Below are 15,645 nucleotides of genomic sequence, written 5' to 3'. Positions count from 1 at the left end.
TTACAGCGTGCGAGCCACTTCCTTGACTTCGAAGAATTCGAGCTGGTCGCCTTCCTTGATGTCGTTGTAGTTCTTCAGCTTGATACCGCACTCGAAGCCTTCCTTGACTTCGCGCACATCGTCCTTGAGGCGCTTGAGCGTGTCGATCTCGCCGGTGTAGACCACCACGTTGTCGCGCAGCAGGCGGAAATGCGCGCTGCGGGTGACCATGCCGGAAGTGACCATACAGCCAGCGACCGTGCCGATCTTGGAGGCCACGAACACGGTGCGGATCTCGGCCGAGCCGATGACCTCTTCGCGCTTCTCGGGCGCCAGCATGCCGGACATGGCCGCCTTCAGATCGTCCACGGCGTCGTAGATGATGTTGTAGTAGCGCAGGTCCACGTCGTTGCCTTCGGCCAGCTTGCGCGCGCCCACGTCGGCACGCACGTTGAAGCCGATGATCACCGCCTTGGAGGCGATGGCCAGGTTGACGTCCGATTCGCTGATGCCACCGACCCCGGCGAACACCAGCTGCACCTTGACCTCTTCGGTCGAGAGCTTGAGCAGCGAGGCCGACAGCGCTTCCTGCGAACCCTGCACATCGGCCTTGACGATGATGGGCAGCAGCTTGACCTCGCCCGCCGTCATGTCGGAGAACATGTTCTCCAGCTTGGCGGCCTGTTGCTTGGCCAGCTTGGTGTTGCGGAACTTGCCGGCGCGGTAGGTGGCGATTTCGCGCGCACGGCGCTCGTCGGTCATCACCATGAAGTCGTCGCCAGCCTGAGGCACTTCGGACAGGCCCTGGATTTCCACCGGAATCGACGGGCCGGCCGCCTTGATGGGCTTGCCGTTCTCGTCGAGCATGGCGCGCACGCGGCCCGAGGTCTGACCGACCAGGATCACGTCGCCGGTCTTGAGCGTGCCGCTCTGCACCAGCACCGTGGCCACCGCGCCGCGGCCCTTGTCCAGGCGCGCTTCGATCACCAGGCCCTTGGCCATGGTGTCCACCGGCGCCTTGAGCTCCAGCACTTCAGCCTGCAACAGCACCTGTTCAAGCAGCGCGTCCACGCCCGCACCGGTCTTGGCCGACACGCCCACGAACGGCGTGTCACCGCCAAACTCTTCCGGCACCACTTCTTCGGCGATCAGTTCCGAGCGCACCTTCTCGAGGTTGATGCCCGGCTTGTCGATCTTGGTCAAGGCCACGACCATCGGCACACCCGCCGCTTTCGCGTGCTTGATGGCTTCCTTGGTCTGCGGCATGACGCCGTCGTCGGCCGCGCAGACCAGGATCACGATGTCGGTGGCCTGGGCACCACGGGCACGCATGGCGGTGAACGCCTCGTGGCCCGGGGTGTCGAGGAACGAGATCATGCCGCGCTCGGTTTCCACGTGGTACGCACCAATGTGCTGCGTGATACCGCCGGCTTCGCCCGCAGCCACCTTCGCACGGCGGATGTAGTCGAGCAGCGAGGTCTTGCCGTGGTCGACGTGGCCCATGACGGTGACCACCGGCGCGCGAGGCAAGGCCTCGGCGTCCTGTTGCGTGGCTTCCTCGTCGGTGAAGGCCTCTGGATCGTCCAACGCGGCCACGACGGCCTTGTGACCCAGCTCTTCCACCACGATCATGGCGGTGTCCTGATCCAGCGGCTGGTTGATGGTGACCATCTGGCCCAGCTTCATCAACTGCTTGATGACCTCGGACGACTTCAGGCTCATCTTGTGCGCGAGCTCGGCCACGGTGATGGTCTCGGGCACGTGCACTTCGATCACCTTGAACTCGGTCGGTGCCACGAAGCTGCTCTGGCCGGCATCGCGCGAATCGCGGTCGTTGCGGCGGCCACGCGGGCCGCCACGCCAGTTGGAACGCCCGGCGCTGGTGTCGCCACGGGTCTTGATTTCCTTCTTCTTGGCCGCGTCGTCCTTCCAGGTGGAGGACAGGTTCTCGGACTTGACTTCCTTCTTGCCCGCGGCACCGCCCGGAGCGGCCGCCGTGGCGCCGGCCGTGGCGGGTGCCTTGCCCGGCGTACCGGCTGGCTTGTGCAGCGTGCCCTTGATGCCCGCCTTCGGGTCGGCGACAGGCGCCGGCTCCGGCTTCTTGGCCACCAGGGTCCTGGCGGGAGCGGACATCATCGCGCGGATGTTCGCGGCTTCGGCCTCGGCCTTGCGGCGGCGCTCCAGCAAATCTTGTGCGCGCAGTTCCTCGGCCTTCTTGGCCTCGGCGTTCTTGTCGGCCAGCACGCGGGCAGCGGACTCGCGCTCCAGCGAAGCCGTCTTGGCCTGGGCGTCCTTGCTCGCTTTGGCGGCGGCAGCCTCGTCCACCGACACCGGCGCGGCGGCCTCGGCGGCGACGCGCGCGGCCGCCTCAGCGGCTTCGGCCGCGGCGGCACGCTCCTGCTCGGCCTTGGCCTGGCGGGCTTCCTCGGCCTCGCGGGCCTGGCGCTTCTGCGTCAGTTCTTCTTCCTGGCGGCGCAGCAACTCGGCCTGGCGGCGCGCGTCTTCCTCGCGCCGGGCCAGTTCCTCGGTGTCGATCGCGGGTGCGGCCGGCGCGGCTTCGGCCACGGCCTCGGGCACCGCGACCTCGTCGTCGCGCTTGATGAAGGTGCGCTTCTTGCGCACTTCCACCTGGATGGTGCGGGCGCGCCCGGTCGCATCGGCCTGCTTGATCTCGGAGGTCGATTTCTTGACGAGGGTGATCTTCTTGCGTTCACCGCCCGCCGTGCCGTGGCTGGCCTTGAGGTGGCCGAGCAGCGACTGCTTGTCGGATTCGGTGACCGCATCGGTCCCGGAAGTCTTGGGCACTCCGGCTGCTGTGAGTTGCTCCAGCAGGACGGAAGTGGGCTTGTTCAGCTCGGCAGCCAATTCGGCGACGGTGGTACTGGTCATGGGTTCTTTTCTCCGCTGGGGCCTCCGCTGGTCAGTTCGTGGATTGCGCTTCGTCACCGGTGAACCAGTGCGCGCGTGCCAGCATGATCAGCGCCGTGGCCTCTTCAGGCGTCTGTGCGGTGATGTCGGTGAGTTCGTCGGTGGCCAGGTCGGCCAGCTCGTCGCGGGTGTGGACACCGGCGTCGGCCAACTTGGCGATCAGCTCGGGCGTCACGCCTTCGAGGTCGCGCAGGTCCTGCGAGACTTCCTCGACGCTTTCTTCCCGCGCGATTTCCATCGTCAGCAGGGCGTCCTTGGCGCGCGTGCGCAACTCGTTGACGGTGTCTTCGTCGAAAGACTCGATCTCAAGCATTTCCTGCAGCGGCACGTAGGCCACTTCCTCGAGGCTGGTGAAACCTTCCTCGATCAGGATGTCGGCAATTTCCTGGTCCACGTCCAGCTTGGCCATGAACACCTTGCGGATGCCGTCGGCCTCTTCGGCCTGCTTTTGCGCCGATTCGTCGGCGGTCATGATGTTGATGCGCCAGCCGGTCAGTTCCGAAGCCAGGCGCACGTTCTGGCCGCCACGGCCGATCGCGATCGCGAGGTTTTCCTCGTCGACCACCACGTCCATCGCGTGGCGCTCTTCGTCCACTACGATAGAGACCACGTTGGCCGGGGCCAGCGCGCCGATCACGAACTGCGCCGGGTCTTCCGACCACAGCACGATGTCCACGCGCTCGCCGGCGAGCTCGTTGGTCACGCCGTTGACGCGCGAACCGCGCACACCGACGCAGGTGCCGATGGGGTCGATGCGCTTGTCGAAGCTGTGCACGGCGATCTTGGCGCGCGAACCCGGGTCGCGGGCGCAGGTCTTGATCTCCAGCAGGCCTTGCTCGATCTCGGGCACTTCCTGGCGGAAGAGCTCGATCATGAAGGAAGGTGCCGAGCGCGACAGCAGGATGGGCGCGCCGCGCAGCGTCAGGTCCACTTCCATGATCATGGCGCGCACGCGGTCGCCGGTGCGGAAGTTTTCCTTGGGGATCATCTCGCCGCGCTTGAGGCGGCCTTCAACCCGGCCGCTCTCGACGATCAGGTCGCCCTTGTCCATGCGCTTGACGGTGCCCACGAAGATCTTGTCGCCGCGCGACATGAAGTCGTTGAGCAGCATCTCGCGCTCGGCGTCGCGGATCTTCTGCAGGATCACCTGCTTGGCGGCCATTGCGCCGATGCGTCCGATCGGCACGCTTTCCACCGGCTTCTCGATGTAGTCGCCCTCCTCGATGTCGGCGAGTTCATCGCGCGCATCGCTGAGCATTTCTTCGGCATCCGGGTTCTGCAGGCCGGCCTCATCGGGCACGACCAGCCAGCGGCGGAAAGTTTCGTAGGCGCCGGTGTCCGGGTCCATCGCGACGCGGATGTCGACATCGCCTTTGTAGAGTTTCTTGGTGGCCGAGGCCAGTGCGAGCTCCACGGCGCCGAGCACCACGTCGCGCTCGACGTTCTTCTCGCGGGAGATCGCATCGATCAGCATCAACATTTCGCGGTTCATTTCACTCGCCCACCTTTCCGAATAGCTTTTCCGTAATCACAACGTTTTCTCTCATTCATCGCCCGGCGCAGCGGCCGCGCCAGGGGCCTGCCGGCCCTTGAAATTCACGATCGGCGCGAGCCGCGCCTGCTGGACATCCGCCAGCCCAAAAGCCAGGGCCTGCAGCGGCACGGGCGCGCGCTTCTTGCTCACGCGCTGCCCCGGCTTGGGTTCGGGCGCATCGCTCCAGACCACCTGCCACTGCACACCGTCGTCGGCACGTTCGAGCGTGCCGCGAAATTTCTTGCGGTTCGCCGCCACATCGGTCCCCGTGGCGCCGATCGGCGCCTTTAGGGTCAGGTCCACCACGTGGCCTTCAAACCGCACGTAATCGATCTCGCGCTTGAGCGGGCGATCGATGCCCGGCGAACCCACTTCGAGGCGCCGGTACTCCAGACCTTCCACTTCCAGCAGGTACTGCAGCTGGCGCGTGACCTTCTCGCAATCTTCCACCGTCACAAAGCGCTCGGCGGGCATCGGCTGCCCCTCCACGGGCGCCTGCCAGGGCCAGTCGATCGTCACGCGCAACAGACCGCCAGCGGAGCGTTCGAGTTCCACCAGGTCAAAGCCCAGTCCGGTGACGGTCTGCTCTACGGTGTCTTGCCAAGCCATTGCGTGTGGTGTCTGCCCAGGGTTCGCCCCCCGGCGGTCCGTGGGGCCAAAAGCGTTCGGCCAAAAAAAATGGGCCGGTAGTTACCCGCCCATTTGGTCGTGAAGCCAGCATTGTAACGCTTCTGTGCGCTATCTGGCAACCTCGCTCAGATGCCCAGCACCCATTGGATGAGGTTCTTGGCCAGAAAGCCCAACATGCCGAAAGAAAGCACCAGGAAGAGGACAAAAGTACCAAATTTCCCCGCCTTGGACTCGCGCGCGAGGTTGAGCACGATGAACAGCATGTAGAGGATGAAGGCACCGACACCGAAGGTCAGCCCGAACTGCGCGATCTGGCCCTCGGTGAAGCCCAGGACGGTGGCTTCCATCGCTCAGCCCTGCCCGTCCCCGGCGGTCAGATCGCGGTAGGCGTGCCAGCTGGCGTGGCCCATCAGTGGAATGAGCACGATCAGGCCCAGCAGGCCCGACGCCATGCCCAGGCCGGCGAGCAGCGCGATGCACACCGCCCACAGCGTGGCCGGGCCCGGGTGGCTGGCCACGGCGCGCCAGCTGCGGAACACCGCCGCGCTCACCGCCACCGGCCGATCCACCAGCATGGGCAGCGCCACCAGGGTGGACGCGAAGACCGGGGCGGCCAGCAGCGCGCCCAGCAGCAGCCAGACCTCGAACAGGCCGATCTCGCGCACCAGCACCACGTGGCGCAGAAAATCCATCGGCTTGTGAATGGGCACGGGCGACCACAGGGTGATCAGCGCCGCCGAAGTCAGCACCCAGCCGGTGCCCGCCAGCCCCAGCAGCAGACCAAAGCGCACCAGCCGGGCGTCGCCCGAGCGCCAGAGCGCCCACACCTCGGCCATGCCGATGCGCTGCCCGCGTTCCAGCCCCCGGCTGACCGCGTACAGGCCGGTGGCCAGGATGGGCGCGACGATGAGAAAACCCGAGAAGGCGCCGGCCAGCAGCCAGAAGCGATCGCGCGCGATCCACAGCAGCCAGGCGCCGAAGGCGGTGACCAGCAGGCCATGCACCAGACCCGGCACGGGGTTGCGACAGAGGTCGGCCCAGCCCGCCGCCACCCAGCGCGCGGGCGAGGTCAGCGTGACTGGCGACGAAGGCATGCGATCCACATCCATTGAGCGCGTTATAGCCTCAGCGCCCGCGCCAGCGACTGACGCAGATCAAGAACGGTGTGGGTTCAGGCGGCGGCCTGCACCAGCGCGCGCGTGTAGGGGTGCTCGGGCGCCTGCAGAACCCGGTCCACCGGCCCATGCTCCACCACCACACCGTCCTTCATCACCATCACGTCGTGCGCCATGGCGTGGATCACGTCCACGTCGTGGGTGATCAGCAGGTAGCTCAGGCCCCGCTCTCGCTGCAGGCGCTGCAGCAGCGACAGCACCTGCTTCTGCACCGTCACGTCGAGTGCGCTGGTGGGCTCGTCGAGCACCAGCAGTTGCGGATCGACGATCAAGGCACGGGCGATCGCCAGCCGCTGCCGCTGACCGCCCGAGAATTCGTGCGGGTACCGCTGCAGCCAGTCGCTGCCGTGCTCGGGGTCGTCAACCAGCCCCACGTCGGCCAGCGCGGTCACCACCCGCTCGCGCCGCTGAGCCACCGACAGCCCTGGCTGGTGCACCTGCAGGCCCTCGCCCACGATCTGCTCGACGGTCAGGCGCGGCGAGAGCGAGGAAAACGGGTCCTGGAACACCACCTGGACGCGCTGGCGCAGGGCGCGGTCCCGGCCGGCCTTTTTCGCCTGCGTCCAGTCGGTGCCATCGATCTGCAGGCTGCCCTGGTGCGGCAGCAGGCCGAGCGCTGCCAGCGCCAGGGTGGACTTGCCCGAGCCGGACTCGCCGATCACGCCCAGCGTCTGCCCCGGGGCGATCACCATGTCGGCGCCGTGCACCGCCACGAACTCGCCCTTTCTGAACCACCCCTTGAAACCTGGCAGCCGCACGGGATAGCTCACGCGCAGACGCTGGGACTTCAACACAGGCGCCGCATCGGCCCGCACCACCGGCTCGGCCACGTCGCGCTCGGGCTTGCTGGCCAGCAGCTTGCGCGTGTAGGGGTGCTGGGGCGCGGCGAACACGTCGCCCACCCCGCCCTGCTCCACCAGGTGACCACGCTCCATCACGGCCACGCGGTCGGCGAAGCGGCGCACGAGGTTCAGGTCGTGCGTGATCAGCAGCACCGCCATGCCGTGCTGCCGCTGCAGGTCCGCGAGCAGGTCGAGGATCTGCACGCGCAGGGTCACGTCCAGCGCGGTGGTGGGTTCGTCGGCCAGCAGGAGCTTGGGCGCGCTGGCCAGGGCCATGGCGATCATCGCGCGCTGGCGCTGGCCGCCGCTGAGCTGGTGCGGAAAGGCGTTGGCGCGGCGCGCCGGCTCGGGAATGCCGGTGGAGGCCAGCAGCTCGTGGGACGCCGCCACCGCCTGGCGGAGCGTGAGGCCCTTCTTGAGCTGCAGCACCTCGCGGATCTGATCGCCCACGGTGTAGAGCGGGTTGAGCGCACTCATCGGCTCCTGGAACACGACCGCCACCTCGTCGCCCCGAACGCCACGCAGCTGGCGCTCGGTCATGGCGAGCAGGTCCTTGCCCTGCAGCAGCGCACGGCCGGACACGTCCGCGTTGTGCACCAGTCGCAGCAGCGAGAGCGCCGACACCGTCTTGCCCGAACCCGATTCGCCCACAAGCGCGAGCTTCTCGCCGGCCCGGATCGAGAAATCGATGCCATGCACGACCTCCTGGCCGGCGAACGCCACGCGCAGATCGCTGACTTCGAGCAGTATGGGCGCTGTCATTTGTCGGCCTTTCTGGGGTCCAGCGCGTCGCGCAGCGCATCGCCCATGAAGGTGAGCAGCAGCAGCGTGATCACCAGCACGGCGAACGTGGAAAGGGAAATCCACCAGGCGTCGATGCTGTTCTTGCCCTGGCTGAGCAACTCGCCCAATGACGGCGTGCCCGGCGGCACACCCAGGCCGAGGAAGTCCAGCGAGGTCAGCGCCAGGATGGCCGCGCTCATGCGGAACGGCAGGAAGGTGACCACGGGCGTCAGGCTGTTGGGCAGCACGTGGCGCCAGATGATCTGCCCGTTCGACAGGCCCATGGCGCGCGCCGCGCGCACGTAGTCGAGCTGGCGGTTGCGCAGGAACTCAGCGCGCACATAGTCGGACAGGCCCATCCAGCCGAACAGGCTGAGCAGGATCAGCAGCAAGCCCAGGCTGGGCGAGAACACGGCCGAGAAGATGATGAGCAGGTACAGCTCCGGCATGGAGCCCCAGATCTCGATGAAGCGCTGGAAGGCCAGGTCGGTCTTTCCGCCGAAAAAGCCCTGGATGGCGCCGGTGATGACGCCCAGCACCACACCGATGGCGGTGAGCGCCAGCGCGAACAGCACGCTCACGCGAAAGCCGTAGATCAGCTGCGCCAGCAGGTCGCGCCCCCGGTCGTCGGTGCCCAGCCAGTTGTCCCACGTGGGCGCCGACGGATTGGGCGATTTGGCGAAGTAGTTGATGGTCTGCGCACCATAGGGGTTGGGTGCGTAGAGGGCCCAGTTGTCGCCCCGGGTGATCTGCTCGCGGATGAAGGGGTCGAGGTAGTCGGTGGGCGTCTCGAAGTCGCCCCCGAAGACGGTCTCCGCATGGTCCTGCACCACCGGGAAATAGGTCTTGCCCTCGTAGCGCACGATCAGCGGCCGGTCGTTGGACAGCACCTCGGCGAAGAGGCTAGCCACCACCAGCGCACAGAAAATCACCAGGCTCCAGTAGCCGAGCCGGTTGCGCTTGAAGCGCAGCCAGGCGCGCCGGCTGGGGCTCATGGACACCGTGGCCATCAGTCGAACTTCACGCGGGGGTCCACCCACACGTAGCAAAGGTCGGAGATCAGCTTGGTGACCAGTCCGATCAGGGTGAACAGGAACAGCGTGCCCATGACGACCGGGTAGTCGCGCCGGATCACGCTCTCGTAGCTCAGCAGACCCAGGCCATCCAGCGAGAACAGGGTTTCAATGAGCAGCGCCCCCGTGAAGAAGGCGCCGATGAAGGCCGCCGGAAAACCGGTGACGATGGGGATGAGCGCGTTGCGGAACACGTGTTTCCACAGCACCTGCCGCTCCGACAGCCCCTTGGCCAGCGCCGTCATCACATACTGCTTGCGGATCTCCTCCAGGAAGGCGTTCTTCGTCAGCATGGACGTGACGGCGAAGCTGCCCAGCACCATGGCCGTGACGGGCAGCGTGATGTGCCAGAGGTAGTCGATGATGCGCGCGCCCCAGCTCAGCTCCTCCCAGTTGGCGGAGGTAAGCCCACGCAACGGGAACCACTGCAGCTGCCCGCCGAAGATCACCAGCAGCGCGACGCCCAGCACGAAGCCCGGAATGGCATAGCCCACGAGCACGAGCAAGGTGCTGACCAGGTCGAAGCGCGTGCCGGCCCGCACAGCCTTGGCCACGCCCAGCGGCACGGCCACGCCGTAGCTGATGAGAAAGGTCCACAAACCCAGGCTGATGGACACCGGCAGCTTCTCGGCAATGAGCTGGCTCACCGGCTTGTTCTGGAAGAAGCTGTTGCCCAGGTCGAAGCGCGCGAAACGGCCCAGCATCTCGACGAAACGCGTGTGCGCGGGTTTGTCGAAACCGTAGAGCGCCTTGATCTGCTCCAGGCGCTGCGGGTCCACGCCCTGCGCGCCCCGGTAGGTCATGCCGCTGCCCTCCGCGCCGCCGGGCCCGCCCGCCGCGCGCGCGTCGGCCAGGTACTGTTCCACCGGGCCACCGGGCACGAACTGGATCACCACAAACGTCAGCAGCAGCACGCCGAACAACGTGGGCAGCATGAGCAGCAGGCGTTTGAGGATGTAAGACAACATAGGGCGTCAGCGGCAGGTCATTTTCTGGCCCACCAGGTGCTCATGGCCCAGGTCTCGGCCTGGGTGTAGGGCGGCATGCTGGCCGGCTTGTCCAGCCGCGTGGCGTTGTAGGCCATGCGGTGTTCGTTGACCGTCCATTGCGGGATCAGGTAGTGGCTGTGCGCGATCACGCGCTCCAGCGCATGGCAGGCCGGCAGCAGCTCGGCCTTGGTCCGGGAACTGGTCATGCGGCGCAACAGGGCATCGACCGCCGGGCTCTTGACGCCCGCGAAATTGCCCGAACTCGGCATGTCTGCCGCCTTGCTGCCGAAGATCTCGACGTACTCCTGCCCCGGGTTGTTGGTGCCGGGAAAGGCGATCGAAATCATCTCGTACTCGAAACGATCGACCCGTTGCTGGTAGAGGGCGTAGTCCACGGAACGGAAGTTCAGGCGAATGCCCAATTTCTCCAGGTTGCGGATCCACGGGCCGACGGTTCGCACGCCGCCCTCGCGGCTGTCCAGGTACTCCAGCACCATGGGCTCGCCCTTGGCATTGCGCAGCGCGCCGTCGCGCACCTCCCACCCCGCCTCGCTCAGGAGGGTGCGGGCCTTGCGCAGGTTCGCCCGCAGCGAGGAGTCCCCATCGGTGCGCGGGGGCACGGTCATGGGGCCGAAGACCGCGTCAGGCACCTTGCCGCGCCAGGGCTCCAGCAGCGCCAGTTCCTCCGCCGTGGGCAGGCCCGTGGTTTCGCAATCGGTGTTGCCGAACAAGCCATTCACACGGTGGTACGAGCTGTAGAACATCTGGCGGTTCATCCACTCGTAGTCAATGGCCAGGCCCAGCGCCTCGCGCACCCGCACATCGGCCAGCTTGGGGTTGCGCGTGTTGAGCACGTAGCTCTGGAAACCCGAGGGCAGCCGATGGGCGAATTCGCCCTTGACCAGCTCACCGCTGTCAAAGCGGCGCCCATTCACGCGGCGGGCCCAGTCTCCCGCGGAAAACACCTGCAGCAGGTCGTATTCGCCGGCCTTGAAGCCCTCGAGGCGGGCCGTGTTGTCCTTGTAGATCTTGACCGTGATGCGGTCGAAGTTGTCCGTGCCGCGCTTGACGTTGAGATCGCGGGCCCAGTAGTTCGGGTCGCGCACGTAGGTGATGTCGCGCCCGAACACCACGGGGCCGATCTTGTAGCGCCCGCTGCCGATCGGCACGTCCATGACCACCTGATCGAACGGCTTGGCCTTGCCGTCCACCATGCCCCACTTGCGGCTGAAGACGGGAATGGTGCCCACCGTCAGCGGCAGTTCGCGGTTCGGCCGCTTGAAGCGGAAGCGCACCGTGCGTTCGTCGATCACGTCCAGCCCCGCCACCTCCTCCAGCAGCGTCTTGTAGGCCGGCATGGTCTGCGGGCTCATCAGCGTGTCGTAGCTGTGGCGCACGTCGGCGGCCAGCACGGGGTCGCCGTTGTGAAAGCGCGCCTCGGCACGCAGCTTGAACGTGGCCGACAGGCCATCGTCGGCCACCGAGACATCGCTGGCGAGCAGCCCGTAGGCCGACGCGGTCTCGTCCAGCGAGGGTGTGAGCAAGGTGTCGAACACCAAGGCGGCGAGGTAGGCCGGTGCCGAACCCCGGATGGTGAACGGGTTGTACTTGTCGAAGGTGGACACCCGCTGGTTGCTCACCAGCCGCAGCTCGCCACCCTGCGGCGCGTTCGGGTTCACGTAGTCGAAGTTCGTGAAACCTGCCGGGTACTTCAGGTCGCCCCACAGCGCATAGCCATGGGCCGCCCAACTGGCCGGGCTCCACGCCACCAGGGCCACGGCCGCGCACAGCGTCGCGAGACGGCTGTGGAGGCAAGGGGCGGAACGACGCATGAGACAATTCTGAAGGATTTTTCTCTGGAGACTGAAAAATGGGTTTTCTCGCTGGCAAGAAACTGCTGATCACGGGCGTGCTGTCCAACCGATCCATCGCCTACGGCATTGCCAAGGCCTGCCACCAACAAGGCGCCGAGCTGGCGTTCAGCTACGTCGGTGACCGTTTCAAGGACCGCATCACCGAGTTCGCGGCCGACTTCGATTCCAAGCTCATCTTCGATTGCGACGTGAGCGACGACGCCCAGATCGACAAGATGTTCGCCGACCTGTCGCAGGCCTGGCCCAAGTTCGACGGCTTCGTGCACAGCATCGGCTTCGCCCCGCGCGAGGCCATCACCGGCGACTTCCTCGAAGGCCTCTCGCGCGAAGCCTTCCGCATCGCTCACGACATCAGCGCCTACAGCTTCCCCGGCATGGCCAAGGCGGCCCTGCCCTACCTGAACGACAAGGCCTCGCTGCTCACGCTGAGCTACATGGGCGCGATCCGCGCGGTGCCCAACTACAACACCATGGGCCTGGCCAAGGCCAGTCTGGAAGCATCCGTGCGCTACCTCGCCGAATCGCTCGGCCCCAAGGGCATGCGCGTCAACGGCATCAGCGCCGGCCCGATCAAGACGCTGGCGGCCAGCGGCATCAAGGACTTCGGCAAGCTGCTCAACCTGGTGGCCTCCGCCGCGCCGATCCGCCGCAACATCACCATCGAGGAAGTGGGCAACGTGGCCGCGTTCCTGCTGTCCGACCTCGCCTCGGGCGTGTCGGCCGAGATCACCTACGTGGACGGCGGCTACGCCCAGACCACGGGCGTGAGCCGTGACAGCCAGGCCATGCTCTGATATGGAAAACGCCCCACGCCACTGACGTGGCCGGGGCGCCTTGCGGCACGGAGGCCCGCAGGCCTCAGGCCTTCACGCAGTCCGCGAAATAGCTCTTGCGGCCGTCGTCGCCCACCACTTCCACCAGGCCGTGGATGTCGGTCTCGAAGCCCGGGCACTGCAGGTTGAACTCGCGCGCGAACTTCAGGTAGTCCACGATCTTCTTGTTGAACACCTCACCCGGGATCAACAACGGGATGCCCGGTGGGTACGGCGTCACCAGGCTGGTCGTGATGCGGCCTTCCAGCGCGTCGATCGGCACCCGCTCGGTGGTGCGTTGCGCGATGTGCGCGAAGGCATCGGTGGGCTTCATCGCCGGCGTGAGGTCGCTCAAATACATCTCGGTCGTGAGGCGCGCGATGTCGTAGCGGGCGTACAGCTCGTGCACGTGCTGGCACAGGTCGCGCAGGCCCATCTGTTCGTAGCGCGGGTGCTTCTGGCAGAACTCCGGCAGGATGCGCCACATCGGCTGGTTCTTGGCGTAGTCGTCCTTGAACTGCTGCAGCGCCGTCAGCAGCGTGTTCCAGCGGCCCTTGGTGATGCCGATGGTGAACATGATGAAGAAGCTGTACAGGCCCGTCTTCTCCACCACCACGCCGTGCTCGGCCAGGAACTTGGTGACGATGGACGCCGGAATGCCGTTGGTTTCGAAACGGCCGTCCAGGTTCAGGCCCGGGGTGACGATGGTCGCCTTGATCGGGTCCAGCATGTTGAAACCGGGCGCCATGTCGCCGAAGCCATGCCAGTCCTTCTCGCTGAAAGACACGTCCTTCTGCTTGAGCACCCAGTCGCCGGTCTCGCCCATGCCTTCGTCGGCCAGGTCGTCCGGCCCCCAGACCTTGAACCACCAGTCGTCCTCGCCGAACTCGGCTTCCACCTTGCGCATGGCGCGGCGGAAATCGAGCGCTTCGAATATGCTCTCTTCCACCAGCGCACGGCCGCCGGGCGGCTCCATCATGGCCGCGGCCACGTCGCAGCTCGCGATGATCGCGTACTGCGGGCTGGTGCTGGTGTGCATCAGGTAAGCCTCGTTGAAGAGGTGACGGTCCAGCTTGACGTTCTGCGAGTCCTGCACCAGCACGTGGCTGGCCTGGCTGATGCCGGCGAGCAGCTTGTGAATGGACTGCGTCGCGTACACCACCGACTCCATCGGCCGCGCGCGCTTCTTGCCCATGGCGTGGAAGTTGCCGTAGAACGGGTGGAAGGCCGCGTGCGGCAGCCAGGCTTCGTCGAAATGCAGGTTGGCCACGTAGCCGTCCAGCATCTGCTTGATGGCCTCGGTGTTGTAGAGCACGCCGTCGTAGGTGGACTGCGTCAGCGTGAGCACGCGCGGCTTCACGGTCTCGGCGTCCACGCCGGCCAGCAGCGGGTTGGCGCGGATCTTGGCCTGGATCGCCTCGATCTCGAACTCGCTCTGCGGGATCGGGCCGATGATGCCGTAGTGGTTGCGCGTGGGCTTGAGGAAGACGGGGATCGCGCCCGTCATGATGATGCTGTGCAGGATGGACTTGTGGCAATTGCGGTCCACCACCACCACGTCACCCGGCGCCACCGTGTGGTGCCACACCATCTTGTTGGAGGTGGACGTGCCGTTGGTGACGAAGAAGCAATGGTCGGCGTTGAAGATGCGCGCCGCGTTGCGCTCGCTCGCGCCGATCGCGCCGTTGTGGTCCAGCAGCTGGCCCAGTTCTTCCACCGCATTGCACACGTCGGCGCGCAGCATGTTCTCGCCGAAGAACTGGTGGAACATCTGGCCCACCGGGCTCTTCAGGAAGGCCACGCCACCCGAGTGCCCCGGGCAGTGCCACGAGTAAGAACCGTCTTCCGCGTAGTCCAGCAAAGCCTTGAAGAACGGCGGCTGAATGCCTTCGAGGTAGCTCTTGGCCTCGCGGATGATGTGGCGCGCCACGAACTCCGGCGTGTCCTCGAACATGTGGATGAAGCCATGCAGCTCGCGCAGCACGTCGTTGGGCAGGTGCCGGCTGGTCTTGGTCTCGCCGTAGATGTAGATCGGCACGTCGGCGTTCTTGCGGCGCACCTCGTCGATGAAGCTGCGCAGGTTCAGCACCACGGGGTCGATGTCGTCGCCGTGGCTGAACTCCTCGTCGTCGATCGACAGGATGAAGGCACTCGCCCGGCTCTGCTGCTGCGCGAACTGGCTCATGTCGCCATAGCTCGTCACGCCCACCACCTCGAAGCCTTCGACTTCGATGGCCTGTGCCAGCGCGCGGATGCCCAGGCCCGAAGTGTTCTCCGAGCGGAAGTCCTCATCGATGATGACGATGGGAAAGCGGAATTTCATGTGAGATTCTCCAGCCGTGTTCAGCCGGCTACGGGGGAAGGGCACCATCGGCGGGGACCCCAACGGTGGCAAAGCAGGCGCGAAGTGTACGGAAATCGCGTGTCTCCCTGCGGAACGCGCCGGCCTTTTGTCGCAGAATGTGGCGCAAGCCAGACATTCCTTCTGGCCAGACCCTTGGGCCGCGCCCGGGTTCCCTTGGCATTCTGAAGACAGGAGTATTCATGTCGGACTCAACCGTGTGGTGGCTGCTGGCCGGCGCTGCTGTCGCGCTGGAGCTTTTCACAGGCACCTTTTACCTGCTGATGCTCGCCGTGGGCCTGGCTGCAGGCGCGCTCGCGGCACACGCAGGCCTGGGCACCACCATGGAGCTGATCGCGGCGGCGGTGGTCGGCTCTGCCGCCGTGGTGGGCTGGTACTTCATCAAGAAACGCGGTGCCGGCGACCCCTCGGTGCGCGCCATGCGCAGCGTCAACCTCGACATCGGCGAGGTGCTGCAGATCGACGAATGGCACGCCGACGGCACCGCGAGCGTGAAATACCGTGGCGCGCAATGGACCGTGATCCAGCGCCCGGGCAACCCGCCCACCCCAGGCGCCTACCGCGTGGCCGAGCTCGTGGGCAACCGCCTGCTGGTCGACAAGGTCTGAGCGCGAACACGCATGCGCTACCCTCGCCCCTCCTGAAACCTTTCTGAGAAGCCATT

12 protein-coding genes are annotated in these 15,645 nt (G+C 66.1%); 2 read left to right on the top strand and 10 right to left on the bottom strand.

Translation table 11 applies throughout. From position 1 onward, the window contains the following. The 9 genes from infB to AC1Q9M_RS17640 all read right to left on the bottom strand — a co-directional run bounded on the left by infB (position 1) and on the right by AC1Q9M_RS17640 (position 11,765). Positions 1–2,868 (bottom strand): translation initiation factor IF-2, encoded by a 2,868-nt coding sequence (gene infB, locus AC1Q9M_RS17680; RefSeq protein ID WP_444686662.1) that lies wholly within the window; start codon positions 2,866–2,868, stop codon positions 1–3. 31 nt (positions 2,869–2,899) lie between these two features. Beyond that, on the bottom strand, positions 2,900–4,399 hold the full coding sequence (gene nusA / locus AC1Q9M_RS17675; RefSeq protein WP_382157565.1) for a transcription termination factor NusA: 1,500 nt from the start codon (positions 4,397–4,399) through the stop codon (positions 2,900–2,902). A 51-nt stretch (positions 4,400–4,450) separates the two neighbouring features. Further along, entirely contained in the window at positions 4,451–5,050 is a 600-nt protein-coding gene (gene rimP / locus AC1Q9M_RS17670) for a ribosome maturation factor RimP (protein ID WP_382325096.1), read from the bottom strand. A gap of 146 nt (positions 5,051–5,196) precedes the next feature. Beyond that, a complete protein-coding gene (locus tag AC1Q9M_RS17665; protein WP_291115707.1) occupies positions 5,197–5,418 on the bottom strand; it encodes a DUF2788 domain-containing protein in 222 nt (73 codons plus the stop codon). A gap of 3 nt (positions 5,419–5,421) precedes the next feature. Further along, positions 5,422–6,165, bottom strand: coding sequence for a DUF2189 domain-containing protein (locus AC1Q9M_RS17660; protein WP_444686663.1), 744 nt, complete (start codon positions 6,163–6,165; stop codon positions 5,422–5,424). 77 nt (positions 6,166–6,242) lie between these two features. Then, positions 6,243–7,850: an ABC transporter ATP-binding protein gene (locus tag AC1Q9M_RS17655; RefSeq protein WP_492434871.1), complete on the bottom strand. Its 1,608-nt coding sequence runs from the start codon at positions 7,848–7,850 to the stop codon at positions 6,243–6,245. After that, positions 7,847–8,881 carry an ABC transporter permease gene (locus AC1Q9M_RS17650; protein WP_492434869.1) on the bottom strand — a complete coding sequence of 345 codons (1,035 nt, stop codon included), beginning with the start codon at positions 8,879–8,881 and terminating at the stop codon, positions 7,847–7,849. Before AC1Q9M_RS17650 ends, AC1Q9M_RS17655 begins: the two co-directional genes overlap by 4 nt. Next, on the bottom strand, positions 8,881–9,912 hold the full coding sequence (locus AC1Q9M_RS17645) for a microcin C ABC transporter permease YejB (protein ID WP_382157557.1): 1,032 nt from the start codon (positions 9,910–9,912) through the stop codon (positions 8,881–8,883). Before AC1Q9M_RS17645 ends, AC1Q9M_RS17650 begins: the two co-directional genes overlap by 1 nt. Before the next feature lie 17 nt (positions 9,913–9,929). Next, positions 9,930–11,765, bottom strand: a complete 1,836-nt coding sequence (locus tag AC1Q9M_RS17640) for an extracellular solute-binding protein (RefSeq protein ID WP_492434867.1) — start codon at positions 11,763–11,765, stop codon at positions 9,930–9,932. A gap of 38 nt (positions 11,766–11,803) precedes the next feature. On the opposite strand from AC1Q9M_RS17640, the gene fabI reads away from it, so the two are divergent. After that, complete coding sequence (gene fabI, locus AC1Q9M_RS17635; protein ID WP_291115724.1) at positions 11,804–12,601, top strand: enoyl-ACP reductase FabI; 798 nt, start codon at positions 11,804–11,806, stop codon at positions 12,599–12,601. Positions 12,602–12,665: 64 nt separating this feature from the next. Here the strand turns inward: fabI and AC1Q9M_RS17630 are convergent, their stop codons facing one another. Continuing rightward, on the bottom strand, positions 12,666–14,942 hold the full coding sequence (locus tag AC1Q9M_RS17630; RefSeq protein WP_291115727.1) for an Orn/Lys/Arg family decarboxylase: 2,277 nt from the start codon (positions 14,940–14,942) through the stop codon (positions 12,666–12,668). A 221-nt stretch (positions 14,943–15,163) separates the two neighbouring features. Here AC1Q9M_RS17630 and AC1Q9M_RS17625 point away from each other — a divergent pair, with 221 nt between their 5' ends. Next, on the top strand, positions 15,164–15,589 hold the full coding sequence (locus AC1Q9M_RS17625; RefSeq protein ID WP_382325107.1) for an NfeD family protein: 426 nt from the start codon (positions 15,164–15,166) through the stop codon (positions 15,587–15,589). Positions 15,590–15,645: the final 56 nt, after the last annotated feature.

This window comes from Hydrogenophaga sp. GW823-FHT04C09, from assembly GCF_058796355.1.
The sequence above is the reverse complement of the archived record's forward strand: the minus strand, read 5'-3'. Positions and strand labels throughout refer to the sequence as shown.

What these genes read in the sequence shown, in the direction of transcription:
- infB (WP_444686662.1), bottom strand. Translation starts at nt 2,868, where the DNA reads ATGACCAGTACCACCGTCGCCGAATTGGCTGCCGAGCTGAACAAGCCC.
- nusA (WP_382157565.1), bottom strand. Translation starts at nt 4,399, where the DNA reads ATGAACCGCGAAATGTTGATGCTGATCGATGCGATCTCCCGCGAGAAG.
- rimP (WP_382325096.1), bottom strand. Translation starts at nt 5,050, where the DNA reads ATGGCTTGGCAAGACACCGTAGAGCAGACCGTCACCGGACTGGGCTTT.
- AC1Q9M_RS17665 (WP_291115707.1), bottom strand. Translation starts at nt 5,418, where the DNA reads ATGGAAGCCACCGTCCTGGGCTTCACCGAGGGCCAGATCGCGCAGTTC.
- AC1Q9M_RS17660 (WP_444686663.1), bottom strand. Translation starts at nt 6,165, where the DNA reads ATGCCTTCGTCGCCAGTCACGCTGACCTCGCCCGCGCGCTGGGTGGCG.
- AC1Q9M_RS17655 (WP_492434871.1), bottom strand. Translation starts at nt 7,850, where the DNA reads ATGACAGCGCCCATACTGCTCGAAGTCAGCGATCTGCGCGTGGCGTTC.
- AC1Q9M_RS17650 (WP_492434869.1), bottom strand. Translation starts at nt 8,881, where the DNA reads ATGGCCACGGTGTCCATGAGCCCCAGCCGGCGCGCCTGGCTGCGCTTC.
- AC1Q9M_RS17645 (WP_382157557.1), bottom strand. Translation starts at nt 9,912, where the DNA reads ATGTTGTCTTACATCCTCAAACGCCTGCTGCTCATGCTGCCCACGTTG.
- AC1Q9M_RS17640 (WP_492434867.1), bottom strand. Translation starts at nt 11,765, where the DNA reads ATGCGTCGTTCCGCCCCTTGCCTCCACAGCCGTCTCGCGACGCTGTGC.
- fabI (WP_291115724.1), top strand. Translation starts at nt 11,804, where the DNA reads ATGGGTTTTCTCGCTGGCAAGAAACTGCTGATCACGGGCGTGCTGTCC.
- AC1Q9M_RS17630 (WP_291115727.1), bottom strand. Translation starts at nt 14,942, where the DNA reads ATGAAATTCCGCTTTCCCATCGTCATCATCGATGAGGACTTCCGCTCG.
- AC1Q9M_RS17625 (WP_382325107.1), top strand. Translation starts at nt 15,164, where the DNA reads ATGTCGGACTCAACCGTGTGGTGGCTGCTGGCCGGCGCTGCTGTCGCG.